The 25,940-nt window shown below is 69.7% G+C and carries 29 protein-coding genes and 3 tRNA genes; 6 read left to right on the top strand and 26 right to left on the bottom strand.

Annotation, left to right across the window (positions count from 1 at the left end; genetic code table 11):
* Window positions 1–40: 40 nt before the first annotated feature.
* From ACZ61C_RS19610 to rplJ, 13 genes are all read right to left on the bottom strand, one after another.
* Complete coding sequence (locus ACZ61C_RS19610) at window positions 41–637, bottom strand: hypothetical protein (RefSeq protein ID WP_465308624.1); 597 nt, start codon at window positions 635–637, stop codon at window positions 41–43.
* Window positions 638–673: 36 nt separating this feature from the next.
* A complete protein-coding gene (locus ACZ61C_RS19605) occupies window positions 674–1,939 on the bottom strand; it encodes an MCE family protein (protein ID WP_465308622.1) in 1,266 nt (421 codons plus the stop codon).
* Window positions 1,939–3,117 (bottom strand): MCE family protein, encoded by a 1,179-nt coding sequence (locus tag ACZ61C_RS19600; RefSeq protein WP_465308620.1) that lies wholly within the window; start codon window positions 3,115–3,117, stop codon window positions 1,939–1,941. Before ACZ61C_RS19600 ends, ACZ61C_RS19605 begins: the two co-directional genes overlap by 1 nt.
* Window positions 3,114–4,298, bottom strand: coding sequence for an MCE family protein (locus tag ACZ61C_RS19595; RefSeq protein WP_465308618.1), 1,185 nt, complete (start codon window positions 4,296–4,298; stop codon window positions 3,114–3,116). Before ACZ61C_RS19595 ends, ACZ61C_RS19600 begins: the two co-directional genes overlap by 4 nt.
* Window positions 4,295–5,281 carry an MCE family protein gene (locus ACZ61C_RS19590; protein WP_465308616.1) on the bottom strand — a complete coding sequence of 329 codons (987 nt, stop codon included), beginning with the start codon at window positions 5,279–5,281 and terminating at the stop codon, window positions 4,295–4,297. Before ACZ61C_RS19590 ends, ACZ61C_RS19595 begins: the two co-directional genes overlap by 4 nt.
* A complete protein-coding gene (locus tag ACZ61C_RS19585; protein ID WP_465308614.1) occupies window positions 5,278–6,306 on the bottom strand; it encodes an MCE family protein in 1,029 nt (342 codons plus the stop codon). Before ACZ61C_RS19585 ends, ACZ61C_RS19590 begins: the two co-directional genes overlap by 4 nt.
* A complete protein-coding gene (locus tag ACZ61C_RS19580) occupies window positions 6,303–7,628 on the bottom strand; it encodes an MCE family protein (protein ID WP_465308612.1) in 1,326 nt (441 codons plus the stop codon). The genes ACZ61C_RS19585 and ACZ61C_RS19580 overlap by 4 nt, the downstream gene beginning before the upstream one ends.
* Complete coding sequence (locus ACZ61C_RS19575) at window positions 7,625–8,461, bottom strand: MlaE family ABC transporter permease (RefSeq protein WP_003060266.1); 837 nt, start codon at window positions 8,459–8,461, stop codon at window positions 7,625–7,627. The genes ACZ61C_RS19580 and ACZ61C_RS19575 overlap by 4 nt, the downstream gene beginning before the upstream one ends.
* Window positions 8,462–8,465: 4 nt before the next feature.
* Window positions 8,466–9,218: an MlaE family ABC transporter permease gene (locus ACZ61C_RS19570; protein ID WP_465309407.1), complete on the bottom strand. Its 753-nt coding sequence runs from the start codon at window positions 9,216–9,218 to the stop codon at window positions 8,466–8,468.
* 38 nt (window positions 9,219–9,256) lie between these two features.
* The gene (locus ACZ61C_RS19565) at window positions 9,257–10,468 is read right to left on the bottom strand and encodes an ABC transporter ATP-binding protein (protein WP_465308609.1); all 1,212 of its coding nucleotides are present in this window, start codon (window positions 10,466–10,468) and stop codon (window positions 9,257–9,259) included.
* Between the two features lie 288 nt (window positions 10,469–10,756).
* Complete coding sequence (locus ACZ61C_RS19560; protein ID WP_465308607.1) at window positions 10,757–10,894, bottom strand: hypothetical protein; 138 nt, start codon at window positions 10,892–10,894, stop codon at window positions 10,757–10,759.
* A gap of 108 nt (window positions 10,895–11,002) precedes the next feature.
* A complete protein-coding gene (gene rplL, locus ACZ61C_RS19555; RefSeq protein WP_465308605.1) occupies window positions 11,003–11,389 on the bottom strand; it encodes a 50S ribosomal protein L7/L12 in 387 nt (128 codons plus the stop codon).
* A gap of 49 nt (window positions 11,390–11,438) precedes the next feature.
* Complete coding sequence (gene rplJ / locus ACZ61C_RS19550) at window positions 11,439–11,993, bottom strand: 50S ribosomal protein L10 (protein WP_465308603.1); 555 nt, start codon at window positions 11,991–11,993, stop codon at window positions 11,439–11,441.
* Window positions 11,994–12,275: 282 nt separating this feature from the next.
* Here rplJ and ACZ61C_RS19545 point away from each other — a divergent pair, with 282 nt between their 5' ends.
* Complete coding sequence (locus ACZ61C_RS19545; protein ID WP_465308601.1) at window positions 12,276–13,127, top strand: hypothetical protein; 852 nt, start codon at window positions 12,276–12,278, stop codon at window positions 13,125–13,127.
* Window positions 13,128–13,133: 6 nt separating this feature from the next.
* On the opposite strand, the gene ACZ61C_RS19540 is transcribed toward ACZ61C_RS19545, so the two are convergent.
* From ACZ61C_RS19540 to ACZ61C_RS19515, 6 genes are all read right to left on the bottom strand, one after another.
* Window positions 13,134–13,907 (bottom strand): alpha/beta fold hydrolase, encoded by a 774-nt coding sequence (locus ACZ61C_RS19540; RefSeq protein WP_465308599.1) that lies wholly within the window; start codon window positions 13,905–13,907, stop codon window positions 13,134–13,136.
* A gap of 70 nt (window positions 13,908–13,977) precedes the next feature.
* A complete protein-coding gene (rplA, locus tag ACZ61C_RS19535) occupies window positions 13,978–14,697 on the bottom strand; it encodes a 50S ribosomal protein L1 (protein ID WP_284747830.1) in 720 nt (239 codons plus the stop codon).
* 201 nt (window positions 14,698–14,898) lie between these two features.
* Entirely contained in the window at window positions 14,899–15,336 is a 438-nt protein-coding gene (rplK, locus tag ACZ61C_RS19530; RefSeq protein ID WP_043781763.1) for a 50S ribosomal protein L11, read from the bottom strand.
* A gap of 74 nt (window positions 15,337–15,410) precedes the next feature.
* Window positions 15,411–16,235 carry a transcription termination/antitermination protein NusG gene (gene nusG / locus ACZ61C_RS19525; RefSeq protein WP_465308596.1) on the bottom strand — a complete coding sequence of 275 codons (825 nt, stop codon included), beginning with the start codon at window positions 16,233–16,235 and terminating at the stop codon, window positions 15,411–15,413.
* 73 nt (window positions 16,236–16,308) lie between these two features.
* Entirely contained in the window at window positions 16,309–16,749 is a 441-nt protein-coding gene (gene secE, locus ACZ61C_RS19520) for a preprotein translocase subunit SecE (protein ID WP_465308594.1), read from the bottom strand.
* A 26-nt stretch (window positions 16,750–16,775) separates the two neighbouring features.
* Window positions 16,776–16,848: transfer RNA gene (locus ACZ61C_RS19515), tRNA-Trp, on the bottom strand.
* 205 nt (window positions 16,849–17,053) lie between these two features.
* Between ACZ61C_RS19515 and ACZ61C_RS19510 the strand changes: the two genes are divergently transcribed.
* A complete protein-coding gene (locus tag ACZ61C_RS19510) occupies window positions 17,054–17,977 on the top strand; it encodes a TIGR03619 family F420-dependent LLM class oxidoreductase (protein ID WP_465308592.1) in 924 nt (307 codons plus the stop codon).
* Between the two features lie 4 nt (window positions 17,978–17,981).
* Here the strand turns inward: ACZ61C_RS19510 and ACZ61C_RS19505 are convergent, their stop codons facing one another.
* Window positions 17,982–18,197 carry a hypothetical protein gene (locus tag ACZ61C_RS19505; RefSeq protein WP_465308590.1) on the bottom strand — a complete coding sequence of 72 codons (216 nt, stop codon included), beginning with the start codon at window positions 18,195–18,197 and terminating at the stop codon, window positions 17,982–17,984.
* A 135-nt stretch (window positions 18,198–18,332) separates the two neighbouring features.
* Here ACZ61C_RS19505 and ACZ61C_RS19500 point away from each other — a divergent pair, with 135 nt between their 5' ends.
* From ACZ61C_RS19500 to ACZ61C_RS19490, 3 genes are read left to right on the top strand one after another with little or no spacing between them, the layout of a single operon-like run.
* Complete coding sequence (locus tag ACZ61C_RS19500; protein ID WP_465308588.1) at window positions 18,333–18,683, top strand: GntR family transcriptional regulator; 351 nt, start codon at window positions 18,333–18,335, stop codon at window positions 18,681–18,683.
* The gene (locus ACZ61C_RS19495) at window positions 18,680–19,636 is read left to right on the top strand and encodes a hypothetical protein (protein WP_465308586.1); all 957 of its coding nucleotides are present in this window, start codon (window positions 18,680–18,682) and stop codon (window positions 19,634–19,636) included. The genes ACZ61C_RS19500 and ACZ61C_RS19495 overlap by 4 nt, the downstream gene beginning before the upstream one ends.
* A gap of 35 nt (window positions 19,637–19,671) precedes the next feature.
* On the top strand, window positions 19,672–20,577 hold the full coding sequence (locus ACZ61C_RS19490; protein ID WP_465308584.1) for an SGNH/GDSL hydrolase family protein: 906 nt from the start codon (window positions 19,672–19,674) through the stop codon (window positions 20,575–20,577).
* On the opposite strand, the gene ACZ61C_RS19485 is transcribed toward ACZ61C_RS19490, so the two are convergent.
* The 6 genes from ACZ61C_RS19485 to ACZ61C_RS19460 all read right to left on the bottom strand — a co-directional run bounded on the left by ACZ61C_RS19485 (window position 20,574) and on the right by ACZ61C_RS19460 (window position 24,763).
* A complete protein-coding gene (locus tag ACZ61C_RS19485; RefSeq protein ID WP_465308582.1) occupies window positions 20,574–20,972 on the bottom strand; it encodes a MaoC family dehydratase in 399 nt (132 codons plus the stop codon). The two genes, ACZ61C_RS19490 and ACZ61C_RS19485, sit on opposite strands and share 4 nt — an antisense overlap.
* Window positions 20,969–21,418: a MaoC family dehydratase N-terminal domain-containing protein gene (locus tag ACZ61C_RS19480; protein WP_465308580.1), complete on the bottom strand. Its 450-nt coding sequence runs from the start codon at window positions 21,416–21,418 to the stop codon at window positions 20,969–20,971. Before ACZ61C_RS19480 ends, ACZ61C_RS19485 begins: the two co-directional genes overlap by 4 nt.
* An 81-nt stretch (window positions 21,419–21,499) precedes the next feature.
* Complete coding sequence (rpmG, locus tag ACZ61C_RS19475) at window positions 21,500–21,664, bottom strand: 50S ribosomal protein L33 (RefSeq protein ID WP_005152047.1); 165 nt, start codon at window positions 21,662–21,664, stop codon at window positions 21,500–21,502.
* Window positions 21,665–21,832: 168 nt separating this feature from the next.
* Window positions 21,833–21,905 (bottom strand) — tRNA-Met (locus tag ACZ61C_RS19470).
* A 50-nt stretch (window positions 21,906–21,955) separates the two neighbouring features.
* Window positions 21,956–22,028 (bottom strand) — tRNA-Thr (locus tag ACZ61C_RS19465).
* A gap of 80 nt (window positions 22,029–22,108) precedes the next feature.
* Entirely contained in the window at window positions 22,109–24,763 is a 2,655-nt protein-coding gene (locus tag ACZ61C_RS19460; RefSeq protein WP_465308578.1) for a putative bifunctional diguanylate cyclase/phosphodiesterase, read from the bottom strand.
* A gap of 237 nt (window positions 24,764–25,000) precedes the next feature.
* On the opposite strand from ACZ61C_RS19460, the gene ACZ61C_RS19455 reads away from it, so the two are divergent.
* A complete protein-coding gene (locus ACZ61C_RS19455) occupies window positions 25,001–25,939 on the top strand; it encodes a GNAT family N-acetyltransferase (RefSeq protein WP_465308576.1) in 939 nt (312 codons plus the stop codon).
* Window position 25,940 lies beyond the last annotated feature (1 nt).

Genomic DNA, 25,940 nt, shown 5'->3' with positions numbered 1-25,940 from the left:
GGCGGGAGGGGGGCACTACGAGCTCCTTCTGCGTGACGCTCTACTGGCCGGCCGCGACGAGCGGGACGCTGTCGATGCCGGACAGCTTCCAGTCGTCGCCGACGCGGGTCATCGACACCTCGAGGCGCAGCGGCTTCGCGCTGCTCTTGTCGCCCTGGGTGACGGTCGTGGCGATCGCGGCGAGGAAGCTGGCCTTGCCTTCGTGGTCGTCCAGCTCCTCGACGGCGATGTCCTGGACGTCGGTGGTGACCTTCGTCTTGGCGTCGGAGAGCGCCTTGCGGAACGTCGGCGCCGACTGGTCGATCTGCTGCGACATCTTGTCGTCGGACACCGACTTCTGCCGGGCGAAGAAGCCGTCGAGGTCGGTGTAGTCGACCTCGGTGTAGGCCTTCAGCGCGCTGGTGCCCGCCTTGACGACGGCTTCGCGCGACGCGGCCAGGCCGGCGTTGTCGTCGTTCGCCGCCGCCCACCACAGGATCCCGAAGATCGCCGCGGCGATCAGTGCGGCCAGCGCCAGCGCGGCCGCGCCGAAGACCAGGATCCGCGAGGACGACTCGTTCGCCGGCTTCGCGGCGGTGGCCCCGGACGCCTCTTCGGGCTCCGCCACCGCGACCGCGGCCTGCTCGTCCGTACTCATGACACTCCAGGGTAGGTAACGGTCATCAAATCCACGTCAGGCGAGGCCCAGCAGCGAGCCCAGGCTGTTCAGGCTCACGCCGGGGCTGCCGACGATGCCCGGCACACCCCGGGTGTTGCGCTCGTCGGCGAGCTCCTCCGCCGGCCGGTTCGCGTTGGCCGACACGTCGGCGTCGCTCGGCGCGACCGGCACCCCGCCGTACGGCGCGTTCTGCGCCCCGCGCACGTTGATGGGGCTGCCCTTCGGTTCGGCACAGTACGCGTCCTCCTTCGCCGGCTTCGCCGACGTGTCCGCGCCCGTGCGGTACTGCGAGTACGGGAGGTAGCCCTTGGTGCAGGCCGGCGGGTTGAAGAGGTTGAGCACCAGCCCGAGGTGCGCGGTGCCGTCGCCGGGCGCGACGCTGCTGGCCGCGCCGGCCAGCGCCGGGTACGTCACGAGCCCCTGCTCGATCCCGTCGAGGCGGGTCACGGTCAGGTTCGCCGTGGTGAGCAGGTTCGCCGTCAGCGCGCCGAGGCCCGGGCCGGACTCCTGCAGCACCTGGCTGATCTGCGACGCCACCTGCGGCGTGATGCCGATGAGCTTGCGCAGGTCGCCGTCGGATTTCTTCAGGGTGCCGGTGAGCTCGTTGAGGCTCTTGCTGAACGACGCGAAGTTCTGCGCCTGGTCGTTCTGCGTGTCGAGCACCTGGCCGCCGGCGTCGAGCAGCTGGATGGTCTGCGGCAGGTACTCCTGCGCGGTCGTGGTGAAGCTGCGCGCGGTGTCGAGCAGCTTCTGCAGGTCGCCGCCGGTGCCGCGGAAGGCGTCGTAGGATTCGTCGACGACCGTGCGCAGCGAGTCGACCGGGACCGACGCGGCGAGCGTGTCGAGGTCGCCGATCAGCCGCTCGGTGCTGACCGGGGTGGTCGTCTTCGACGCCGGGATGACCGAGCCGGCCGCGAGGTACGGGCCCTTGTCGGCCTTGGGCCGCAGGTCGACGTACTGCTCGCCGACCGCCGAGCGGTTGGCGACGACGGCGTCGAGGTCCGCGGGCACCTGCGGCGCCGACGGGTCGATGTTGAGGTCCGCCTCGAGCCCGGTCTGGGTGAGCCGCAGCTCCCCCACCCGGCCGACGTTGTACCCGCGGTAGGTGACCTCGGCGTTGGTGAAGATGCCGCCCGACTCGTTGAGCTCGAGCTTCACCGTGTAGCCGCTGCTGCCGAACACGCTGCCGAGCCCGGCGAACCGGATCAGCGCGTACACGATCGCCACGACCGAAATGACCGCGAACGCGACCAGCTGGATCCTCGTCCTGCGCACCAGCATCAGCCGTTACCTCCCGAAAGCAGCCCGAAGAGGTTGCCGAGCCCGGGCTTGGTCTGGCCGGACTGCCCGTTCTCCCCGGGGATCGGGAGCGGCGGCGGCTGGTTGGCCGGCGTGCCCGAGACCCCGCCGGTCAGGCCGTCCAGCGGCAGCTGGCCGGCCAAGATGTTCTGCCGGCTGTTGCCGAGGTTCTCGACGACGGTCTTCAGGTTCAGGTCGACCTTCGCGAACAGGTTGAAGTAGTCACCCTTGACGTCGTTGACGGCCTGGTCGCTGAACGGGAACGTCAGCAGGATCTCCAGCGCCTTCGGCAGGTCGTTGCCCGCCTCGCCGAGCTTCTGCAGCGTCGGCGTCAGCGCCTTCAGGTCGGCCACGAGGTCCTTCTGCGACGCGTTCACGGTCTCGGTGGCGACGCCGGAGAGGTTGTTCAGCGCGTTGAGCATGGTGACCAGCTGGCCGCGCTGCGACTCCAGCACCCCGAGCCCCGGCCCGAGGTTGTCGACCGCGCCGACCAGTTTGTCCTTCTGGTCGTTCAGCGTCGAGGACAGCCGGTTCAGCCCGTCGAGCGCCCGGGTGATGTTGCGCGACTGGGTGTCCAGGTTGGTGACCAGCTGGTTCGCGTTGTCCAGCAGCGCCTTGATGTCCGGCTCGCGCCCGGACGTGGCGTTGTTGAGCTCCTTGGTGATGGTGTTGAGCTGGTCGACCCCACCGCCGTTGAGCAGCAGCGACAGCGCGCCGAGCAGCTCTTCGACCTCGACGCTGCGGTTCGTGCGGGCCAGCGGGATCGTCGCGTTGTCGGCGAGCTTGCCCTGGGCCTGGTCGTCGCCGGGCGAAGCCAGCTCGACGTACTTCTCGCCGAGCAGGCTGGACTGCTTCACGTTGGCCAGCGCGTTGGCCGGCAGCTTGACGTCGCCGTTGACCTTCAGCGTCACCAGCGCGTGCCAGCCGTCCTTGGTGAGCCCGACGTTCTCGACCCGCCCGATCGGCACCTCGTTGACCTTCACCCCGGCCTGCGGGGTGAGGTCGAGGACGTCCCGGAACTCGACGTTCACCGTGTACGGGTGGTCGCCGAGGTCGGCGCCGCCCGGCAGCGGCAGGTCGTAGATGCCGTTGAACGCGCACCCGGACAGCGTCAGCGCCGACACGGTGGCCAGCGCACCGACGGTCAGGAGCTTCTTCACTGGCCACCTCCGTAGAGCTGCCCGGCGATGGGCAGCGGGAGCGGCGGCAGCTGACCGGACTGCAGGGCCTGCACGGTCTGCGCCACGGACGGCAGCGGGATCACCTTGTCGACCACGCCCGCGATGCTCTCGCAGGCGTTGCCGAGCACGTCGGGGATGCTGTTGGTGCCGACCTGCTTGAGCAGCCGGCAGATCATCACCAGCGGCGGCTGGGTGAGCTCGTTGAGGTTCGGCCGGGCGTCGAGCGTGCCGGCCGAGCCGTTGTAGGTGTTGACCAGGTTGCTCAGGCCGACCGGCGCGACGTCGAGGATCTCGGCGAGCGAGCTGCGCTGGTCGACGAGCACCTTGGTGACCCCGGCCAGCTTGTCCACGTTGGACTTGAGCCGGTCGTGGTTCTGGTCGATGAACGCCTGCACCGCGGTGAGCGTGGTGCCGAGCTGCTGCACGGTCGCGGCGAGGTTGTCCTTTTCGGACGCCAGGAAGCCGCTGACGTCGGCGAGCTGGCCCTCGAAGGTGCGGACCTGCTTGTCGGAGTCGGCCAGCGTCTGGGAGAACTTGCCGAGGTTCTCGACCGTGGAGAACAGGTCGTCCTTGTTGCCCGACAGGGTCCCGGCCGCCTGGCCGAGCTTGGTGATCGTGTCGTGCAGGGCCTGGCCGTTGCCGTCGACGTTGGCCGCCGCGGTGTTCAGCAGGTTCGACAGCGAGCCGTTCTTGTTGGCGCCGTTCGGGCCGAGGGTCTCGCTGACCCGGGCCAGGCTGGAGGCCAGCTGGTCGACCTCGAGGGGCACCTCGGTGCGGTCGAGGCCGATGACCGCGCCGTCGGAGATCCGCGGGCCGCCGGTGTAGGCGGGCGCGAGCTGGACGTAGCGGTCGGACACCAGCGACGGCGCCACGATGAGCGCCTTGGCGTCGGCCGGGACGGCGACCGAGCGGTCGTACTCGAACTCGACCTTCACCTGGTTGCCCATGGGCTGGATCTTGGTGACCGTGCCCATGTCGACGCCGAGCATCCGCACGCTGTTGCCCTCGTACAGGCCGACGGCGCCGGCGAAGTACGCGGTCAGGTGGTTGCGCCCGGCGTCCTTGAGGGTCCACCAGATGCCACCGGCGACGACCAGCGCCAGGACGATCGCGATGGTGAAGCCCCGGGTCAGGGCCATTCCGAAGCGGGTGTCACTCATTTCGTGTAGCACCCCTCTTCGTTGATCGGGCCGAACGACGGCAGGACCAGGCCGCAGATGTAGTTGTCGAACCAGCGGCCGTTGCCGATGGTGTTGGTGAAGACGCGGATGAACGGCGCGAACTTCGCGATGCCCTCGGCCAGGGAGTCCTGGTTGCGCTGCAGCATCGAGGTCAGCTGGTCCAGCGAGGTGAGCACCGGGTCGAGCTGCTTGCCGTTGTCGTCGATCAGGCCCTGCAGCTGCGTCGCCAGCTCACGGGAGCCGTTCAGCAGCGACGAGATCGCGTCTTCGCGCTTGGACAGCTCGTCGAGCAGCTTGTTGCCGTCGGTGAGCAGCTTCTGGACCTCGGCGTCGCGGTCGACCAGCGTCTGCGACACCTCGCGGGTGTTGGCTAGCAGGTTCGACAGCTGCGAGTCGCGCGAGGCGATCGTGTCGGACAGCTTCGACAGCCCCGACAGCGCACCCTTCACGTCTTCCGGCGTGTTGGCGAAGGTCTGCGAGATCGTGTCGAAGCTCTGCGCCAGCTGCTTCGTGTCGATGTTGTCGACCGTCTGCGAGAGCCCGCGGAACGCGTCGAGCACGTCGTAGGGGGCCATCGTGCGGTCCCGCGGGATCGGGGCGCCCGGGTTGAGCGAGCCCTCCCCCTGAGGGTCGAGCGACAGGTACTTCTGGCCCAGCAGCGTCTTGATCTTGATCGCGGCGCTCGTCCGGTCGCCCAGCCAGGCGTCCTTGACCTTGAACGACACCTTGACCGACGCGCCGTCGAGCTCGATGTCGCTGACCTTGCCGACCTTGACCCCGGCGATCCGGACGTCGTTGTCCTGCTGCAGCCCGGAGGCCTCGCTGAACTCGGCGGTGTAGGTGGTGCCGCCGCCGATCACCGGCAGGTCGTCGGAGTTCAGCGCGGCGATGAACCCGAGCGCCAGGACGGCGATGCCGACCAGCGCGATCGGGACGGGGTTGCGCTTCTGGAAGGACTTCATCCCTTGCACCTCTCCCGGTTGAGAGGCACCAGCGGGAGCGACACTTCGGGGATCAAGGGGGGCAAGCTGACGCTCCCGGAGAACTCGCAGGCGTAGAAGTTGAACCAGGAGCCGTAGTCCGCGGTGCGGGTCAGCGTGCTCACCTTGGTCGGCAGGAACTGGATGAAGTGCTCCAGCTCCGGCTCGTTCTTGTTCAGCTGGTCGGTGAGGTTCCCGAGGGCGCTGATGTCGTTCTTCAGGGGCTCGCGGACCTCGCCCAGCAGACCGGACGTCGTCTCGGCCAGGTTCCCGAGACTCTCGATCGCGTCCCCGATCGGCTTGCGGTCCGCGGCCAGCCCGGACACCAGCTGCTGCAGCTTGACGATCAGGTCGTTGAGCTGCGGGGTGTGCGCGTTGACCGTGTCGAGCACCGAGTTGAGGTTGTCGATGACCTGGCCGATCACCTGGTCCTTGTCGGCGATCGTGGTGGCCAGCGATGCCGTGTGCGAGAGCAGGCTCTCGACGGTGCCGCCCTCACCCTGCAGGACCTGGATGACCTCGTAGGACAGCTTGTTGACGTCGTCCGGGTTGAGCGCGGTGAACAGCGGCTTGAAGCCGTTGAACAGCTCGGTCAGGTCCAGCGCCGGGGTCGTCCGGTCCAGCGGGATGGTGCCGCCGGGCTGCAGCGTCTTGCCACCGGAGTTCTCGCCCTCGCCGAGGGAGACGTACCGCTGGCCGACCAGGTTGCGGAACTTGATCTGCGCGGTCACCCCGGCCGGCAGCTGCCGGCCCGAGTCGACCTCGAACTCGACCTCGGCCTGGCGCTTGTCGACGATCTTGACGTCCTTGACCTGCCCGACGCGGACGCCGGCGATGCGGACGTCGTCGTTGGGCAGCAGGAGCGTCGCGTCGGTGAAGCGCGCCTTGTAGCCGTTGGTGCTGGTGGTGTTGATGTTGGCGATGCTGATCCCGAGGATCGTCGTGAACAGCACGGTGACGACCACGAAGACACCGAGCTTGATCAGCGGCGCGAGCAGGCCCCTCACTTCACCGTCACCTCCGCCCCGCGGTAGAGCGGACCGACGAGCAGCGAGCTCCAGTCCGGCACGTCCGCGGCGTTCATGCCCAGCTGCGGGCCCAGCAGGTCGGCCAGGAAGCCCTGCTCCGCCGTCGAATAGGCCAGGTCACCGCCGGCGGCGCCGTTGCCGGCCGCGTCGGCCTTGAACTTGGCGGGGTTGAGGCCCTCGCCGACGCTCTTCGGCGCGGCTTGGTGCAGCGTGCCGTCCTTGAACGCGCCGTCCGGCGGCTCCGACGGGAACGGCTTCGGGATGTCCTTGATGTCGTAGCAGCGCGGGCCGCGCTTGTCGTCGAACCGCGGCTCTTCCTTGCCCGCCTCGTAGGGGGCGCGCGGCACGATGATCTCGATCGTCGCGTGCAGGCCGGGCTTGTCGGTGCCCTTGCCCAGCGCCTGGTCGATCAGCGGCACGTTCTTGGCCATCTGGGAGATCACGCAGGGGTACTCCGGCGCGTACTTCGCCAGCAGCTCGGCCGTCGGCCGGGCGGTGTCGACGAGGGAGATGATGTTGTCCTTGTTGTTCTGCAGGAACGTCTGCAGGTCCACCGAGGCCTGGGTCAGGCTGCCGTAGAGACTGGAGAGGTTCTGCTGCTGGTCGACGACCGTGCGGGTCGTCGTGCTCAGGTTGTCCAGGCTCTGCACCAGGTCCGGCGCCGAGTCCTTGAGGTGGTCGGAGAACTCCGCGAGCGCCTTGAGGTTGTGCTGCAGCTCGGGCTCGTGCGGGTTCAGCTCGCCGATGTAGGTGCCCAGCTGCGTCAGCGTGTCGCCGAGCTGGTCACCGCGGCCCTGCAGCGCGGTCGAGATCGCGGTGAGCGTCGCCGACAGCTTCTGCGGCTGCACCGCCTGCAGCACCGGCATCAGGTGCTCGAACGCCTGGTCCAGCTCGACCGCGCTGGACGTGCGGTCCTGCGGGATGACGTCGCCGCTGGCGAGCGTCCTGGCCGACGGGTCCTTCGGGATCTCGAGGGAGACGAACCGCTCGCCGAAGAGGGTCTTCGGCAGGAACCGCGCCGAGACGTTCTCCGGGATCAGCTTCACCGACTCCGGGTTGAGCGCCAGCGTCAGCTCGGCGCCGTGGTCGGTGGCGACGATGTCCTGCACCGAGCCGACGATCAGCCCGCGCACCTTGACGTCGGACTGCTTGATCAGCTGGTTGCCGATCTTGTCGGCCTGCAGCTTGACCGTGACGACGGAGGTGAACGCCTTGTCGTACATGGCGATGGACAGCGCCACCCCGCCGACCATCACGGCGATGAGCGCCAGGCCCAGCAGCCTGCGTCGGAGCGTCCTCATCCCGCGATCCTTACCGTGACGTCGGTTCCCCAGATGGCGAAGCCGATGAAGAAGTTCATGATCGACACCGTGACGATGGACAGGCGCACGGCCTTGCCGACGGCGACACCGACGCCGGCCGGGCCGCCGGTCGCCCGGTACCCGAAGTAGCAGTGCGAAAGGATGATCAAGACGCTGAAGAGCAGCACCTTGATGAACGAATACAGCACGTCCTGTGGTGGTAAGAACAGGTCGAAGTAATGGTCGTAGGTCCCCGCGGACTGGTTGTAGATGTAGATGACGACCAGTCGTGACGCGAGGTACGAGCTCAGCAGGCCGATGATGTAGAGCGGGATGACCGCGACGAACCCGGCGATGATCCGGGTCGTCACCAGGTACGGCAGGCTCGGCACACCCATGACTTCCAGCGCGTCGATCTCCTCGGAGATCCGCATCGCGCCGAGCTGCGCGGTGAACCCGGCGCCGACGGTGGCGCTCAGGGCGAGGCCGGCGACCAGCGGCGCGATCTCGCGCGTGTTGAAGAACGCCGTCAGGAAGCCGGTGAAGGCCGACGTCCCGATCGAGTTCAGCGCCGAGTAGCCCTGGAGGCCGACGAGGACACCGGTGAACAGCGTCAGGCCGACCATCACGCCGACCGTGCCCCCGATGACCGCGAGCGAACCGGAGCCGAAGCTGACCTCGGCCAGCAGCCGGAGGACTTCCTTCGTGTAGCGGCGCAGCGTCCGCGGCGTCCACAGCAATGCCCGGCCGTAGAACGACATCTGGTCGCCGAGCGTGTCCAGCGTCTGGAGCGGTCGGTTGGCGACGCGTTTCGCGCCCTGGAGGAACGTCATGGCGCTAGTCCAGCTTTCCGGGCACGATCTGCAGGTAGATCAGGGTGATCACGAAGTTCACGACGAAGAGCATGAGGAACGTGATGACCACCGACTGGTTCACCGCGTCCCCGACACCCTTCGGGCCGCCGGAGGGGTTGAGCCCCCGGTAGGACGCGACGACGGCGGCGATGAACCCGAAGATCAGCGCCTTGAGCTCGCCGACCCAGAGGTCGGGCAGCTGGGCCAGGGCGGAGAAGCTCGCCAGGTACGCGCCCGGCGTCCCGCCCTGCAGCACGACGTTGAAGAAGTAGCCGCCCAGCACGCCGATGACGCTGACCATGCCGTTGAGCAGCAACGCCACGAGCATCATCGCGAGCGTGCGCGGGACGATCAGCCGCTGCACCGCGGAGACGCCGAGCACCTCCATCGCGGCGATCTCCTCGCGGATGGTGCGCGCGCCGATGTCGGCGCAGACGGCCGAGCCGCCCGCGCCCGCCACCAGCAGCGCGGTGACCAGCGGGCTGGCCTGCTGCACGGTGGCGAGCACGGAGCCCGCGCCGGTGTAGGACTGCGCGCCCAGCTGGCGGGCGAGCGACCCGAACTGCAGGGAGATGACCGCGCCGAAGGGGATGGCCACCAGAGCCGTCGGCAGGATCGTCACGCTCGCGATGAACCAGGCCTGCTGGATGAACTCCCGCAGCTGGAACGGGCGCTGGAAGATGCCACGAACGATGTCGAGGCCGAGGGCGAACAGGTTCCCGGTTTCGCGCAGCATGCCGATTCCGGGGATCTTCGCCTGTGAAGCGGGAGAGCTCACCTGCCACCTGGCCCGTTGTTCGGCGGCGGTGGCATCCGGTGCGAGCCACCGGGTCTCGGCGGCTGGCCGCCGCCCGGGATGCGGGCCACCTGGTCGGCGGGCAGCTGACCGTGGTGCTGGTTCGGGACGCCGTCACCGGGCCGGGCGCCGGCCGGGACCTGCTGCTGTTGCTGCAGCTGCTGCTGGGCCTGGGCGACCTGCCGCGGGCTGACGCCGTAGTGCCGCTGCTCCTCGGGGCTCAGCGAAGCGATGATGCCCTGCTGGGCGGCGTCCGGCAGCCGGTGCATGATCTCCATGACGCGGTCCTTGCGGCGCACGGCGCCCATCCGCTGCGGCACCCCCGGCGTCGTCTGCATCTGCGGCGGCACACCGGAGACGTCCTCGACGCCACCGGCGTGGTGCCCGGCGTCGAACATCGCCTGCTCGGCGGCCATCTGGGCGCTGTCCTTCTCCTCGGACATCCCGATCGGGCCCTGCATCTTGCCGTTGAGGAACTGCTTGACGACCGGCTCTTCGCTGGTCAGCAGCACCTCGCGCGGGCCGAACATGACCAGTTCCTTGCGGAAGAGCATGCCCAGGTTGTCCGGGACCGTCCGGGCCAGGTTGATGTTGTGCGTGACGATCAGGAACGTCGCGTCGATCTGCGCGTTGACGTCCAGGAACAGCTGCGAGATGTAGGTGGTGCGGACCGGGTCGAGGCCGGAGTCCGGCTCGTCGACGAGGATGATCTCGGGGTCCAGCACCAGGGCGCGGGCGAGGCCGGCGCGCTTGCGCATACCGCCGGAGATCTCACCCGGGAGCTTCTTGTCGGCGCCGGCGAGGCCGGTCATCTCGAGCTTCTCCTGGACGATCCGGCGGATCTCCGTCTCGGACTTCTTCGTGTGCTCCCGCAGCGGGAACGCGACGTTGTCGTAGAGGTTCATCGAGCCGAACAGCGCGCCGTCCTGGAAGAGCACGCCGAAGAGCTTCCGGATCTCGTAGAGCTTGTGCTCGGAGCAGGTGACGATGTCGACACCGTTGATCACGCAGCGGCCGCGGTCGGGCTTGAGCAGCCCGATCATCGACTTGAGGAAGACCGACTTGCCGGTTCCGGACGGACCGAGCATCGCCGACACCTCGCCCGGGGGCAGCGTCAACGTGACGTCCCGCCAGATGGCCTGCTTACCGAAGGACTTGGTCAGGCCTTCGATGACCACCTCGGCACCCATCGCACCTCCAGGAGCTGTTCCGCGTCATTGCGCCCGCTGCCACACCCACGCCACCCACGTCGATGACGGGTGTGGGCCGCCGGGCCCCGTGAACCCGCGTCAACCAGGTGCAACGAGCTGAGTGCGAACAGGTTACTCACCAGTTTTCTTTTCTGGCCAGCCTCGCGCCCATCGTCACCCCGCCGTGATCGGCAACTGGCAGCAACCTAGTCCACGAAAAGCGCCGTCGCAGACCAGCGGAGCCCCGAACCCACGATTTAGGGACCCGGGGCTATTCGGACACCGCTCCTAGGGGATCACCGCGAAGGCGACGAAGACCAGCAAGAACACCACGGGTGCGAGGACGGCCGCCGCGGAGAGCGTGAGGAGGGGCTGGCGCGCGGACAGCTGCTGCGCGAGGAGGTCGAGGTGCTCGGGGTCGGTCATGGTCGTCAAGTCGCTCCGGGGAGCTTCCGCGCAACACGGAAGGGGCGGGCATCCGAGTGGATGCCCGCCCCTTCGCGAGGTGGTGCGTAGGCGCTTGCGCGCCCGGGATCACTTGATGGTGACCTTGGCGCCCGCAGCCTCGAGCTTCTCCTTGGCGGCCTCGGCGGCCTCCTTGTCGACCTTCTCCAGGAGGGCCTTGGGAGCGGCCTCGACCAGCTCCTTGGCCTCCTTCAGGCCCAGGCCCGAGACGACCTCGCGGACGACCTTGATGACCTGGATCTTCTTGTCGCCGGCGCCCTCGAGGACGACGTCGAACTCGTCCTGCTCCTCGGCGGCGGCCGGGGCAGCGGCACCCGGGGCGGCGGCCACGACGGCGGCCGGGGCGGCGGCGGTGACGTCGAAGGTGTCCTCGAACTCCTTCACGAACTCGGACAGCTCGAGGAGGGTGAGCTCCTTGAAGGCGTCGATCAGCTCGGCGGTGCTCAGCTTCGCCATGATGGCTTCCTCTCAGAAATACGAACTAGACGTTCGGGGTGGGGGTGGTTCAGCTCTCGGCGGGTGCTTCGGCTGCTTCGGTACCGGTGGCGTTGCGCTGCTTCTCCTCCAGCGCGGCAGCCAGGCGGGCGACCTGGGACGCCGGCGCCTGGAACAGCGCGGCGGCCTGGGACAGCTTCGCCTTGAACGCGCCCGCCGCCTTGGCGAGCAGGACCTCACGGCTGTCGAGATCGGCGATCTTGTTGATCTCGTCCACGGACAGCGTCTTGCCGTCCATGTAGCCGCCCTTGATCACAAGCGCGTTGTTGTCCTTCGCGAAGTCGCGAAGCGCCTTGGCGGCGTCGACCGCTTCACCTTCGACGAAGGCGATGGCGGTGGCGCCGACGAACAGGTCCTCGAGCCCCGTGACGCCCGCGTCTTCGGCGGCGCGCTTGACGAGGGTGTTCTTCGCGACCCGGTACTTGGCACTGGTGCCGAGAGCGCGGCGCAGCTGGGACAGCTGGGACACGGAGAGGCCGGTGTACTGGGTAACGACGGTGGCCGAGCTGGTGCGGAAGCTCTCCGCGATCTCGGCGACGGCCGCCACCTTGTCGGGCTTCGCCATGGTCGCCTCCTCTCTTGGCTAGTGTTTCCACTGGCCCGAAGAGCCCCCCGAAACGACAAAACGCCCTCGCGCAAGCAGGCGCGGGGCGTCAATCCGGCACAAGGCCGGGCCTCGTTCCTCCTGCGCGGGCCGCCCGACGGATGCGGGACCTTCGTTCCTCGTGCTCAGGGGAGCGCTCGGAAAACCAGCGGTCTTCGGTAGAACTTCGAGAAGAATACCTTGTCAAGTCGACATGCCTTCTCCGACCCCCACGTACGCGACGGCGTGGGGCATCATGGTCACGTGGCGGAGCAGCGTGATGACGGAAAGCCGGGCTCGGACATCGAACCGGCGGGCTCCGGCACGCCCGCTTCTACGCCACCGGTGGATCCGGCGGAGCTGGCGCAGTTCAGGCAGTTCCAGCAGTTCCAGGACTACTTGAAGTTCACGCAGGCCCAGCAGGGCAACCAGCCGGCGCCGCCGCCGGACGCGGGGCTCGTCCAGACCCAGCACCCTGTGCCGCAGCAAGGAGCGGGCCAGCCGCCGGCGATTCCGCCGGGTTACGAGCTGGTCCCGGCGGGTCGACGCGGCCGCAGCGGCCCGCCCCGGTGGGTGAAGTGGCTGGGTAAGAAGGTCATCGCGTGGGCGTTGGCGATCATCATCCTGGGTGTGGCCGGAACCTGGCTGTACAACCACTTCTTCCCCAACGACGCCGGGAAGACGTCGGCCCAGCTGGCCCAGGAGGGCGGCGGGACCTATCACACCAACCGCATCCTCTCGACCAGCCCGTACGAAGCCGTCCGCGAGGTCTACGACGCCGTTGCGCAGAACCTCGTCCCGCAGGCGTGCGGGCGGATGGACGAGCCCGTCCAGCAGAAGTTCGCCCAGGACCTGGGCTACGCCGACTGCCAGGTCGCGGTGCACGAGCTGAACCGCAAGGTCACCAGCAAGAACGACTACGCCGAGTCGATGCCTTCGTACGTGTCCGAGCCGCTGCCCGGCGACCGGTTCACGATCAGCTCGTGCCGGTTCGGCATCAAGGGCGGTCCCGCGCTCGGCGCGTTCACCGTGCAGAAGGTCGACAAGAGCCAGTGGCTCATCACGGCCCACACGAACGAGCCCACCCCGTGCCCGGCGGCGCCGCCGACGAGCTGAGCGCGCTCAGCGGGGGTGCGGCGCCGACAGGAACGCGACCAGTGACTCCGAGAACGCCGGTGACATCACCGCCGTCATGTGGTCGCCCGGGATCCTCACCAGCCTTGCTCCCGCGATAGCCGCCGCCAGTCTCTCCGGTTCGGCGGCCAGCACGTCCTGATCTCCCGCCAAAACCAACGTCGGGACCCCGATCGACGACAGATCCAGGTGCCCCTCCCGCGAAGCCAACGCCACCGCCGCCAATGCCTGACGATCGCCGCCAGTGGCGTCGGCCAGCAGGCGGAACGGGACCCCCGACGGGGGGACCGTCGACGGGTCCTCGGCCAGCAGCGCCGAAGCGATGTCCGCCGGCTTCACGACCCTCAGGTCCACGCCGCCGAAGTCGACGATGCCCGAGCCCACTCCTCCCGTTGCCAGGCAGCGGATGCGCTTGTCCGCCGCCGTCGCTGCCAGGGCGATGATCGCTCCCATCGAGTAGCCGACCAGGGAGACCTCGTCCAGGGCCAGCTCGTCCAGCAGGGCCGAGATGTCGCGGACCATGCTGTCTTCGGTGTAGCGGGACTCGTCGTGGGGCTTCTCGGAACGGCCGTGGCCGCGCGCGTCCAGGGAGATCACCGTCAGGCCCGCCGCGCGCAGGGCCGCCACGACGCCCGTCGAGATCCAGTTCGCGTTCGTGTCGGCCGCGAAGCCGTGTTGCAGCAGCACCGGGCGGTGGGCGCCGTCGCCCTCCCACACGGTGTAGTTCAACCGGAGGCCGTCGAACGACGCGAAAGTCGGCATGCCGTCCATCAGACACGAAAAAAGGGCGCCCCCGCAGCAAGCGGGGGCGCCCTTTCCGGTGATGTCCGACTCAGACGTTCGCGTCCTCGGAAAGGAGGTTGCGGGTCCGCAGCGGGTCGACCGGGATGCCCGGGCCCATCGTCGTGGTGAAGGTGACCTTCTTCAGGTACCGGCCCTTCGCCGACGACGGCTTGGCGCGGAGGATCTCGTCCAGCGCGGCCGCGTAGTTCTCGACGAGCTTCTCCGTGTCGAAGGAAGCCTTGCCGATCACCAGGTGCAGGTTGGCCTGCTTGTCCACGCGGAAGTTGATCTTACCGCCCTTGATGTCCTTCACGGCCTTCTCGACCGCGGGGGTCACCGTGCCGGTCTTCGGGTTCGGCATCAGGCCACGCGGGCCGAGGATGCGGGCGATGCGGCCCACCTTGGCCATCTGGTCCGGCGTCGCGATCGCGGCGTCGAAGTCGAGCCAGCCACCCTGGATGCGCTCGATCAGCTCGTCGGTGCCGACCGCGTCCGCGCCGGCGGCCTCGGCCTCGGCGGCCTTGTCGCCGACGGCGAAGACGATGACGCGGGCGGTCTTACCGGTGCCGTGCGGCAGGTTCACGGTGCCGCGGACCATCTGGTCGGCCTTGCGCGGGTCCACACCGAGACGCATCGCGACCTCGACGGTCGCGTCCATCTTGGTCTTGGAGGTCTCCTTCGCCAGCTTCGCGGCATCGAGGGGCGCGTACAGCCGCGCCTTGTCGATGAGCTCCGCAGCCTGGCGGTATGCCTTGCTGTGCTTGGTCATGCTTCTGTCCTTAACTTCTCAAAACGGATCAGTGTGGTGACGAGCCGCACCCGGCTCTCCCACGGTGTTGTCTGCCTCGACTCCGTCGAGGCGGCGAGATCGCCCTGAGGCCGCTTTCTTCCCTCCCGATTTCGCCCGGCCCTGGGGGCCGGTCGAAATCACTCGGTCAGAAACCGGCGCGATCTCGCAAGCTGCAGTGGATCAGGCGTCGACGACCGTGATGCCCATGGAACGGGCAGTGCCGGCGATGATCTTCGCCGCCTGGTCGATGTCGTGCGCGTTGAGGTCGGTCTCCTTGGTCTTGGCGATCTCGCGGACCTGGTCCCAGGTGACCTTGGCGACCTTGGTCTTGTGCGGCTCGCCGGAGCCCTTCTCGACGCCCGCGGCCTTGAGGAGCAGCTTGGCGGCCGGCGGCGTCTTCAGCTTGAAGTCGAACGACCGGTCTTCGTACACGGAGATCTCGACCGGGACGACGTCCCCGCGCTGCGACTCGGTCGCGGCGTTGTAGGCCTTGCAGAACTCCATGATGTTGACGCCGTGCTGACCCAGGGCCGGGCCGACCGGCGGAGCGGGGTTGGCCGCACCCGCCTTGATCTGCAGCTTGATGATCGCCGCAAGCTTCTTCTTCTTGGGTGGCATTTCTTTTCCTGTCCTGTACTACGTTCCCCGCGTACCTGCCGTGGACGTGGGGACTGCGGCCGACCGAGCGGCCGTCAGATCTTGGAGACCTGGGTGAACGACAGCTCGACCGGGGTCTCCCGGCCGAAGATCGACACCAGGACCTTCAGCTTCTGCCCGTCGACGTTGACCTCGGAGATCGTCGCCGGCAGCGTGGCGAACGGGCCGTCCATGACCGTGACCGACTCGCCGATCTCGAAGTCGACCTCGACGGCCGGGCCGCCGAGCGGCGCCGCGGTCGTCGTGGACTCGCCCTTGCCGGCCTTCGCCGGGGCTTCCTTCTCGACCTGCGGGGCGAGGAACTTCAGCACCTCGTCCACGGTCAGCGGCGACGGCCGCGAGGTGGCGCCGACGAACCCGGTGACACCCGGCGTGTTGCGCACCGCGCTCCACGAGGCGTCGTTCAGGTCCATCCGGACCAGGATGTAGCCGGGCAGCACCTTGCGCTGCACCTGCTTGCGCTGGCCGTTCTTGATCTCGGTGACCTCTTCGGTCGGGACCTCGATCTGGAAGATGTAGTCCTCGACGTCCAGGGTCGTGGTCCGGGTCTCGAGGTTGGTCTTCACCTTGTTCTCGTACCCGGCGTAGGAGTGCACGACGTACCACTCACCGGGCGCGGCCATCAGCTCGGCGCGCAGCGTGGCGACCGGGTCGTCGTCCGCCGCGGCGGGCTCGGCCTCGTCGGCCACGGCCTCTTCCGGAGCGGCCTCGGCGTCGGCAGGGGCGGTTTCGTCGACCTCGTCGGACACCTCGACGGGCTCGAGGTGCGCGGACTCCTCGTCACCGAGTGCCGCGTGCACCTGCTCGTCGGAAAGCTCGGTCAGGTCGTGACCGGCTGATGTGCCGTTGTCGGAGGTCACGTTCCGTCCTCTCAGTTGATCATTGCCGGGGTCAGGCCGGGACCTGAGCCCCATCGGCGCGCGCCGAGGCGCGTCAGCCGAAAACGTGGCCGATGCCCCACTTGAACAGGAGATCCAGACCACTCACCAGGGCCACCATGAACACCACGAAAACCAGCACGACCGCGGTGTAGGTGACCATCTGCTTGCGGTTCGGCCAGATGACCTTGCGCAGCTCGGCCCACACTTCGCGGACGAAGCGCACCAGCCGCGCGAACACGGAGGCCTTCTTCGCCTTCTGGTCCCGCTTAGGAGTCGGAGCGCCCTTCGCGTCGGGGGCGGCCTTCTCCCCCGACTTCCCGGCCGGTCGGGACTTGTCGTCCGCACGTGCCGCGGACTTGCCCGCCGGACGAGCGGTCGCACGGCGTTCACGCCGGGCGGCGGCTGTGACGGGACGGGACGGGCTCTCGGGCTTCTGCCCGTTGCCGTCCTGCTCCTGCTCGCCGCCGCTGGCGTCGCTGTCGCTCACGACCACTCCTCCGCTCCACCAGTTCCGTTACGCAGGGGTGACAGGACTTGAACCTGCAACCTGCGGTTTTGGAGACCGCTGCTCTGCCAATTGAGCTACACCCCTGTGGAGTCCCGATCACTCGAGGCCCCGTGGACGCCTTCCAGCATCCCCACCATCCAGGCGGGGATGACCGTAGTGCGTTCCAAGTCCCGAAGTCTACGGCAAGCCTCACGAGAGCCCGCAACCGCGCCCCCCGATCGACCGCCGAAGCCCGGTCGGCCTGCGGAAAACCTCCCGCCGGCCCCTTGATCATGCCAGGATGTCCGCCATGACGAGCACCCCGGAGTCCCGCTCACCGGTGAGCGGGACTCGGCTCGGCCTGGCGCTCCCCCAGTACGGCGCCCTCGCCGACCCCGCCGCTGTCGCGCGCTTCGCGACCGCCGCGGAGGACCTCGGCTTCGGCTCGCTGTGGGTCGGCGACCGGATCCTGACGCCCCGGGAGCCGTCCGACCTGTACCCGGGCGGCGGGACACCGGCGGAGCCGTACCCGAAGGAGTTCGAGACCTTCGCGGACCCGTTCACGACGCTGGCCACCGCCGCCGCCGTGACGCGGACCGCGCGCCTCGGGATGAGCGCGCTGACCGGGCCGGTCTATTCCCCGGTGCTGCTGGCCAGGGCCCTGACCTCGCTCGACCTCGCCAGCGCCGGCCGGCTGGACGTCGGGTTCGGGCTCGGCTGGCTGCGCGAGGAGTACTTCGCGACCGGGGTGCCGTGGGCGGGCCGCGGCAAGCGGCTCGAAGACGTGCTGGACGCGCTGGAAGCGCTGTGGACCGGCGACCCGGCGGCGCACGACGGCCCGCAGTGGCGGATCGCGCCGTCGACGGTCGGCCTGCGCCCGGCGCAGCGGCCGCGGCCGCCGGTGCTGCTCGGCGGGTTCTCGCCGCCGGCGCTGGCGCGGGTCGGGCGCCGCGCGGACGGCTGGCTCGCCGGCTGGATGCCGAGGCAGCACCTCGACGGCCTCTGGTCGGTCGCGCTCGAAGCGGCCGAGAAGGCCGGACGCGACCCCGGCGCGCTGCGGCGGGTACTGCGGATCAACCCGCGCGCGGGCACCGGGGTCGCTTCGGTCGCGGACGTCCCGGCGTGCCTGGACGTCGCCCGCGAAGCGGGCATCACGGAGGTGCTGGTCGACCTGCACTACGTCGCGAAGGACGTCGACCACGCACTGGAGCTGGCGGCCGAACTGGCCGCCTGAGCGGTCAGGACTCGCTGTCGGCGAGGGTGGCCAGCGCCTGCGCCTTGGCCGCGTACTTCCAGTTCGCGAGGTCGCGGACCGTCTTGATCTTCAGCTCAGCGAGCAGTTCGTCGTGCTTCGGCGTGAGCCCCTCGAGCGCGGACGGCGGGGCGTCCAGCAGCTCCTTGATCGACTTGTCTTCGTAAGCCTTGTCGACGAGCTTGTTCAGGTTCAGGCCCACAGCTTTTCCTGCCTTTCTCGGTTCGACTTCTTCCGGCGGGCCCCACCCTCGCCGTGATCCCCGCCGCACGCAACCATCGATCCCTCGTTCAGGTTCACCCGACCAAAGCCGGTTAGTTCTAGTACAGTTAGAACTATGTTGGTCCGGATCGACCCGAGCTCGACCGTCCCGCTCTTCGAACAGGTGGCGGCGTCGCTGCGCCGCGCCCTGGCGGACGGCAGCCCGGCCCCGGGCGAGCAGCTGCCACCCGCCCGCGAGCTGGCGACGGCGCTGGAGATCAACGTCCACACCGTGCTGCGCGCGTACGCCGTGCTGCGCGACGAGGGCCTCATCGACCTGCGGCGACGCCGGGGCGCCGTCGTGATCGGCGGGGCGTCGGCGCGGGCCCGGCTGGCCGAGCTGGCCGCGGAACTGGCCGGCGAGGCCAAGCGCGCGGGCGTCGGGTTCGAGGAGCTCACCGGGATCCTGAAGGAGAAGTACTCATGACCAAGCTGATCCGGGTCCTGACCGCGACGGCCGTGCTGCCGGGCGCGGTGCTGGTCACCACCGGGCTCCTCGCGGGCGCCTGGGCCGGCCGGCTGCCCGACCCCATCGCGACGCACTGGAACGACGGGCCGGACGGCTCGACGCCGGCCGGGGTGTTCGTCACCGTGTGCCTGGCACTCGGCGCGGTCGCGACGGTGGTCCTCGCGACGACGGCCGTCGCCGCGCTCCGCCGCGGCCGGCCGGTGCCCCGCGTCACCGTCGGGGTCGGCGCCGGGTTCGCCGTGCTGGCGCCGGCCACCCTGCTTTCGGTGCTCGTGCCCAACCTCGACGTGCCGGACTGGCACGCGGCGCGCAGTGGCGCCGTGGTCGTGCTGTTCCTGGCCGGCGCGGCCGTGCTCGGGGTCGTGGCGGCGTTCGTCGGCGGCCTGCCCGCCCCGGCCGTCGAAGCCAGCCCGGACCGCCCGAGCGTCGGGCTCCGGCCGGGCCAGCGCGCCTACTGGTCGAGCCGGGCGGTCAACCCGGCGATGCTCTGGGCGCTGCTGCTGGTCCCCGTCGCGATCGGCCTGCTGCCCGCCGGGCTCTCCTGGCCGATGGCCGTCTGGATCGCGCTGGTCGGCACGGCCGTGACGGCGATGACCTACCGGCTGAAGGCGACCGTGGACGCCAAGGGCGTGACGATCCGCTTCGGCCTCCTCGGCGTCCCATGGCGGCACATCGGGCTGGGCAGCATCCGCGAAGCCACGACGCGCGACCTGTCGACGTTCGGCGACACCGGGCTCGGCCTGCGTTTCAACCCGGTGACCGGCACGACGGCCTACAAGGTGCGCGGCGGCCCGGCCATGGCGCTGGCGCTGGAAAGCGGACGGACGGTGCTGGTCAGCGTGGACGACCCGGAGGGCGGCGCGGGGCTGGTGAACGACCTGCTCGCCCAGCGCGTCACCCGGATTGACTAGGTCGGCGCGGGTGCGGGCCCGGTAGAAACGAAGGAGTGGCGAAAAAGAGCGGGGGCGGCGGCTGTCTCGTCCTGGTGCTCGTGCTCGGCCTGCTGGCCTTCGGGTACTACAAGTGGCAGCACGGCTCTTCGTCGGCGCCGCCCGACGGCGCGGACACCGGAGGCGGCTCCGGGCGCTACGTCGCGCTGGGGGACTCCTACACGTCGGCGCCGCGCACCGGGCGTCAGGCCGGGACACCCGCCGGCTGCGACCGCTCGGACGACAACTACCCGCACCTCGTCTCCGCGAAGCTGAAGCCCGCCGAGTTCGCCGACGTCAGCTGCAGCGGCGCGACGACGGCGAACCTGACCGCCGCGCAGAAGACCGGCAACGGCACGAACCCGCCCCAGCTCGACGCCGTGACCGCCAAGACCACGCTGGTGACGCTCGGCATCGGCGGCAACGACGTCGGCTTCCTGCAGCTGGCGTCGTCCTGCGCGACGACCCAGCCGGCGTCGTCGCCGTGCAAGGACCGGCTGACCGCCGGCGGGCACGACCAGCTGGCCGAGCGGATCGACGCCGCCGCGCCGAAGGTCGGCGCCGTCCTGGACCGGATCCACACGAAGGCGCCGATGGCCAAGGTGGTCGTCGTCGGCTACCCGACCGTGCTGCCCGACGGCGACGGCTGCTGGCCGTCGCTGCCCGTCGGCGCCGGCGACGTCGCCTACTTCCGCGAGGCGCTCGGCAAGCTGAACAAGATGCTCGAGGACCAGGCCGACGGCCACCGCGCGGGGTACGCCGACACGGCGACGCCCGGCAAGGGCCACGACGTCTGCTCGGCGTCCGGCACACGCTGGGTGGAGGGCCTGCTGCCCGCCGCGCCCGCCGCGCCGTTGCACCCCAACGCGCGCGGCGAGCAGGGCATGGCGGACGCCGTCCTGGCCCTCCTGAAGCTGCCTTAGGCGCGGACGAGGGCCTGCGGCTTGCCCAGCACCGTCTTGCCGTCGTGCTTCACGACGAGGTCGAGGCGGACGATGCCGTCGTCCTGGATCGCGCCGACCTTGCCGGTGATCTCGACCAGCGCGCCCTCGGGCGTGTTCGGCACGACGACCGGGCGGGTGAAGCGGGCGCTGAAGTCGACCAGCCGGCCGGGGTCGCCGAGCCAGTCGGTGACGACGCGGCCGGCCACGGCCATCGTGAGCATGCCGTGCGCGATGACGTCGGGCAGGCCGACACCCTTCGCGAACGCCTCGTTCCAGTGGATCGGGTTGAAGTCCAGCGCCGCGCCGGCGTAGCGCACCAGCTGCTCGCGGGTGATCCGGACCTCGAGGGTGCCCAGCTCGTCTCCGACGTTCACGCGTCCTCCCCCCGCACCACGAGCTGCGCGCGCGTGGTGGCGATGTGCGCGCCGTCGGCGTCGGTGATCTCGGCGCGCAGGTTGATGAAGTCGTTGCCGGCCCGGGCCATGATCCGGTCGATGTGCGTGGTCAGCAGCAACCGGTCGCCGGCGTGCGCCGGGCGCGTGTAGCTGAACTGCTGGTCGCCGTGCACCATCCGCGAGTAGTCGAGGCCGAGCTCGGGGTCGGTGACGATCGCGTTGATCGCGGCGAGGTTGATGATCGTGATGAACGTCGGGGGCGCGATGACGTCCGGGTGGCCGGCCGCCTTGGCCGCCTCCGGGTCGCGGAAGACGGGGTTCCCGTCGCCGATGGCGTCGGCGAACTCCCGGATCTTCTCCCGGCTCACTTCGTAACTGGTCTGCGGCGGGTACACCCGCCCGGTGAACGACTCGTCCAAGGGCACGTCGAGGAGGCTACCAACAGCAAAGAGCCGCCCCGGTGGTCCAGGGCGGCTCTTCGAAGCTGGTGCGAACGCGCTACGCGGTCAGCGAGTTTCCTTGTGCGTCCGGTGCGTACCGCAGTTCGGGCAGAACTTCTTCATCTCCAGGCGATCCGGGTTGTTGCGCCGGTTCTTCTTGGTGATGTAGTTGCGGTGCTTGCACTCTTCGCACGCCAGCGTGATCTTGGGTCGCACGTCGGTGGCAGCCACAGCGTTTCCTTCTCTCTCGGTACTGAGTCCGCACCCGACAGCATCAGCCGCCCGAAGCGGGGGTCCAGGGGGCTTGCCCCCCGGCGGGGGTCCGGGGGTTCGACCCCCGGGGTTTAAGCGGAGCGGCTGTGGCTCGCGCGGTCCGCGAGCACAATCCTCTCAGCTGCGTAGCGGTGGCCGGACTTGAACCGGCGACACAGCGATTATGAGCCGCTTGCTCTGCCAACTGAGCTACACCGCCCTTACATGACCCAAGCCGCGACACGCGAACGTGGCGCGGCTGAGGTCGCGAGCCCCTTTACGGAATCGAACCGTAGACCTTCTCCTTACCATGGAGACGCTCTGCCGACTGAGCTAAAGGGGCCTGGCCTCTCGCGAGGACTTGGAAAGATTACCAAGGGCCGTCACCCGGCCGTGCAACCGGGGTCGACAAACGGCAAAACCTCAGGTCAGCAGGGTAAGCACGGTCTCGGAGTGGCGTCCCGGCGAGCGCGCGGTCCGCGCCTGCAGCCACGCCTCGAGCCGGTCCTCCGGCAGCGGCCGCGAGATGAGGTAGCCCTGCGCGACGTCACAGCCCATCGCCTCGAGCTGGTCGCGCGCGACGTCCTCCTCGACGCCTTCCGCGACCACCGTCAGGCCGAGCGAGTGGCCCAGCTCGACGATCGAGCGCACCACGGCGAGGTCGCCGAGGTCGGTGCCCATGCCGAGGACGAAGCTCTTGTCGATCTTGACCTGGTCGACCGGCAGCTGCCGCAGGTAGGCCAGCGACGAGTAGCCGGTGCCGAAGTCGTCGACGGCGAGCGTGATGCCCAGCGAGTGCAGCTCGCGCAGGATCGGCAGCGCCTTCTGCGGGTCGGACATCACCCCGGACTCGGTGAGCTCGAACGTCAGCAGCTCGGGCGGGATGCCGACGCGGTCCAGCTCGCGCGCGACCTTGTCCGGGAAGTCCTCGTCGGCGAGGTTGCGCACCGAGAGGTTGACCGCCACCGAGATCCGCAGGCCCTCGTCGAGCCACTTGCGGCAGCGCTTCAGCGCCTCGCCGAGCACGAACGACGTCAGCACGCCGATCAGGCCGGCCGCCTCGATGGCCGGGACGAACTCGTCCGGGCCGAGCCGGCCGAACTCCGGGTGCACCCAGCGCACCAGCGCCTCGACGCCCTGCACCTGGCGGTTCGGCAGGGTGATCTTCGGCTGGTAGTGGACGCTGACCTGGCCGTCCTCGAGGGACTGCCGGAACTGCGTGACCATCTGGAAGCGGCGCAGGAAGATCTGGCCCATGCTCGGCACGTACCCGCGGACCTCTTCGCCGCCCTTGGTAGCGCGAACAGCGACATCGGCGCGCTGGAGCAGGCCTTCGATGTCGACGACGTCGCCGGACTCCTCGGGCGTCGTCGTCGCGTAGCCGATCATCGCGTTGGCCTCGACCGAAAGCCGGTCGACCGGGTACGGCGCGGAAAGCTCTTCGCGCAGCCGTTCCGCCGCGCGGTGGGCCTCTTCGGGCGGGCAGCCGACCAGCAGCGCCGCGAAGGACGCGCCTTCGAGGCGGGCGAGCGGGACGTCGGGGCCGAGCGCGTCGCGGATGCGGCGGCCGGCGGCGATCACCATCCGGTCGGCCCAGGCGTAGCCCAGCGCGTCGGACACCGTCGAGAAGACGTCGAGGTCGATCCGCTGCACCACGGCGTTGGCGAAGTCCCGCAACGGCTCCTTCGCCACCTGCCGGAACCCCAGCCGGTTGAGGTGCCCGGTGAGCGGGTCGTGGTAGGCGTCGTGGCGCAGGGTCGCGAGCAGCCGCCGGTTGTCGAGCGACGTCGCGAGGTGGCTGGCCATCGTGCCGAGCAGCTGGACGTCGTACTTGCCGAAACCGCGCCAGCGGGACAGCCGGTCGTGCGCCTCGACGACGCCGAGGAGCTGGTTCCCGCTGCGCAGCGGGACGACGAGCGCCTCCTGCGCGCCGCGGTCGAGCAGCGCCGTGCGGACGTCGGGGTTGGCTTCGGTGATCCGGAAGTGCCGGACGTGCGCGCCGGGCAGCCGCAGCAGCGGGTCGTCGGCGGCGGGGTCGGCCGTCGGCAGGTCGTCGCCCGCGACGACGACCCGCAGCGGGTCCTTCGCTTCGAGCCGCAGCCGGAGCACGACCCGGCCCGCGGCGAGCTGGTCCTTGATGCGCTCGGCGATCGTCGCCCACTCCCGGACGTCGACCCCGCCGACGAGCTCCTCCGCGCGGCTGGCCGGGCGCGCCGCGGCCTGCTGCCCGGAGCGGGCCACCATCAGGCTGACGTCGGAGAGCGCCTCCATGTCCCGCTGCTCCCGCAGCAGGTCGGAGTAGGCCCAGTAGAGCGCGGTGAGACCGAGGAAGACGGCGAGCACCAGCGGCCACGCCTTGGGCGTGTTGGAGATGACGAGGTAACCGGACAGGCCGACGGAAGCGTTGACGAAGCCGACGACCAGGATCCGCGCGGTGAGCCGGACGGCGGTGCTGACCCGCATCCGGCGGCGCAGCACGCGGACCGCGGCCAGCGCGAGCAACGTGCTCACGAGCGGCGCGGTCAGGGTGCCGACGAGCGCGGCGACCCACGGGATCTCGGCGCCCGCTCCGGCGCCGACGGCGACCTTCACCAGACCAGCGACCGCGAAGGCGCCGGTGATCTCGAGCAGGAACGCGCCCGCGTTGTAGAGGACGCGGCCGGAGACCTTCCGCGCGAGCAGCGTCCCGATGCCGGCGACCAGGTGCGCGGCCAGCACGACTTCGAACGGCGCGACGAAGAACCCGATGACGAGCGGGATCTCGGTGAAGGAGATGGTCCACGAGATGCCGCTGCGGACGTCGACGTTGATGCCGAGCTGTTCGGCGAGCAGGAACGCGACCGCGAGGACCGGGCCGATCCACAGCAGCTTGCTGTCCCAGTGGAACGGCAGCCACGAGCCGACCGCGAACGCGGCGACGAGCCCCAGGCTCAGGACGGCGAAGGTGTAGACGCGGAACCGGCGCTCGTCCGTGCGCGCCTCGGCGGACGCGACCGGCTGGGGAGGTGCCCCGGAAGCGGCTCCCGGCCCGGGCTGCGCCTGTGCGACGGCGTCGCCGTGGGCGTTGGTGTCCGGCATCCGACCTTCCCTCCCGGCTTGTCCACCGGTGCTGATCCGTGACTTCGGGTGTGGACAAGGGCCATACCGTACCCCGTAGGGCGTACCCGTGTCCCTTTCGAGACAGTAGGAGATCACCCCAGGGTTAACAATGCCTCGAAGGCGCTGACCTGCGTGGACCAAGGGGTGAAACATCGGGTGTCCTACATCGGGCGACTTCTGTGCGCACGACAGTCCCGGTAGCGATTGAATGTGCCCATGCACAGCGACGTGATTGCCACCGAACACGCGGCCCGGCTCGCGGCGGTGGATCCCCTGCTCCCCGGTTCTTCTCCCTTCGAGGCGGCCGAAAACGCCGTGGTGCTGGAAGTCGCCACCGGTGATTCGGCCGCGTCTGGCCTCGCCTCGCGCATCCAGGTCGACCAGGGCGCGCCCAACGCCCCCTGGCGCGCGCTGACCGAACACCGGCTCGACCTCCAGCTCGCCGGTTCCCAGCCGGCGGCCGTGCTCGACGCCCTGCTCACCCGATGGGATGAACATCTGCGCGCGGTCGCCGAGCACGGCGACACCGAGACCGCGGCGGTCGTGCCGCGCGCCAGCCGCGACGCCGCCGGCGCGCGCGAGATGCTGCACCACGGCTTCGCGCCGCTGCGCGTGATCGCCGTCCGCCCGGCCGAGCGGCTGGTCCCGGCGGGCGAGCGCGGCACCCCCGGCGTCAAGATCCGCCGGGCCGGCCCGGACGACCTCGAAACCGCCGTCGCGCTCGGCATGGAGCTGCACTCCTACGACGCCCAGTACGGCACGGTGAACTGGCGCGAGGGGGTCGAGGACATCCTGGCCAAGGACCTCGCCGAGCAGCTGAACCGGCCGGAGCCCGCGGTCTGGGTCGCGGAGCTGTACGGCCGCCCGCTCGGCATGGTGAACGTCCAGCACCCCGGCGAGACCGGCTGGATCAGCGACCGCGTGGCCGCGACCCGCGTCGGTTACCTCTCCTCGCTGGCCGTCGCGGAGGCCGCGCGGTCCTCCGGCGTCGGCACCGCGCTGGCCGCCCACGCCCACCAGGTGCTGGACGAGGAGGGCGCCGACGTCGTCCTCCTGCACCACGCGGCGGCGAACCCGCTTTCGACGCCGTTCTGGTACGCGCAGGGCTACCGCCCGCTCTGGACGTACTGGCAGCGTCGACCAGCCGTTCGGTGAA

The sequence above is a fragment of the Amycolatopsis sp. NPDC104587 genome, from assembly GCF_055583645.1.
Note: the sequence above shows the minus strand (reverse complement) of the source record. Positions and strands in the feature narration are given on the sequence as shown.

What these genes read in the sequence shown, in the direction of transcription:
- ACZ61C_RS19610 (WP_465308624.1), bottom strand. Translation starts at nt 637, where the DNA reads ATGAGTACGGACGAGCAGGCCGCGGTCGCGGTGGCGGAGCCCGAAGAG.
- ACZ61C_RS19605 (WP_465308622.1), bottom strand. Translation starts at nt 1,939, where the DNA reads ATGCTGGTGCGCAGGACGAGGATCCAGCTGGTCGCGTTCGCGGTCATT.
- ACZ61C_RS19595 (WP_465308618.1), bottom strand. Translation starts at nt 4,298, where the DNA reads ATGAGTGACACCCGCTTCGGAATGGCCCTGACCCGGGGCTTCACCATC.
- ACZ61C_RS19590 (WP_465308616.1), bottom strand. Translation starts at nt 5,281, where the DNA reads ATGAAGTCCTTCCAGAAGCGCAACCCCGTCCCGATCGCGCTGGTCGGC.
- ACZ61C_RS19580 (WP_465308612.1), bottom strand. Translation starts at nt 7,628, where the DNA reads ATGAGGACGCTCCGACGCAGGCTGCTGGGCCTGGCGCTCATCGCCGTG.
- ACZ61C_RS19575 (WP_003060266.1), bottom strand. Translation starts at nt 8,461, where the DNA reads ATGACGTTCCTCCAGGGCGCGAAACGCGTCGCCAACCGACCGCTCCAG.
- ACZ61C_RS19570 (WP_465309407.1), bottom strand. Translation starts at nt 9,218, where the DNA reads ATGCTGCGCGAAACCGGGAACCTGTTCGCCCTCGGCCTCGACATCGTT.
- ACZ61C_RS19565 (WP_465308609.1), bottom strand. Translation starts at nt 10,468, where the DNA reads ATGGGTGCCGAGGTGGTCATCGAAGGCCTGACCAAGTCCTTCGGTAAG.
- ACZ61C_RS19560 (WP_465308607.1), bottom strand. Translation starts at nt 10,894, where the DNA reads ATGACCGACCCCGAGCACCTCGACCTCCTCGCGCAGCAGCTGTCCGCG.
- rplL (WP_465308605.1), bottom strand. Translation starts at nt 11,389, where the DNA reads ATGGCGAAGCTGAGCACCGCCGAGCTGATCGACGCCTTCAAGGAGCTC.
- rplJ (WP_465308603.1), bottom strand. Translation starts at nt 11,993, where the DNA reads ATGGCGAAGCCCGACAAGGTGGCGGCCGTCGCCGAGATCGCGGAGAGC.
- ACZ61C_RS19540 (WP_465308599.1), bottom strand. Translation starts at nt 13,907, where the DNA reads ATGCCGACTTTCGCGTCGTTCGACGGCCTCCGGTTGAACTACACCGTG.
- rplA (WP_284747830.1), bottom strand. Translation starts at nt 14,697, where the DNA reads ATGACCAAGCACAGCAAGGCATACCGCCAGGCTGCGGAGCTCATCGAC.
- rplK (WP_043781763.1), bottom strand. Translation starts at nt 15,336, where the DNA reads ATGCCACCCAAGAAGAAGAAGCTTGCGGCGATCATCAAGCTGCAGATC.
- ACZ61C_RS19510 (WP_465308592.1), top strand. Translation starts at nt 17,054, where the DNA reads ATGACGAGCACCCCGGAGTCCCGCTCACCGGTGAGCGGGACTCGGCTC.
- ACZ61C_RS19500 (WP_465308588.1), top strand. Translation starts at nt 18,333, where the DNA reads ATGTTGGTCCGGATCGACCCGAGCTCGACCGTCCCGCTCTTCGAACAG.
- ACZ61C_RS19495 (WP_465308586.1), top strand. Translation starts at nt 18,680, where the DNA reads ATGACCAAGCTGATCCGGGTCCTGACCGCGACGGCCGTGCTGCCGGGC.
- ACZ61C_RS19460 (WP_465308578.1), bottom strand. Translation starts at nt 24,763, where the DNA reads ATGCCGGACACCAACGCCCACGGCGACGCCGTCGCACAGGCGCAGCCC.
- ACZ61C_RS19455 (WP_465308576.1), top strand. Translation starts at nt 25,001, where the DNA reads ATGCACAGCGACGTGATTGCCACCGAACACGCGGCCCGGCTCGCGGCG.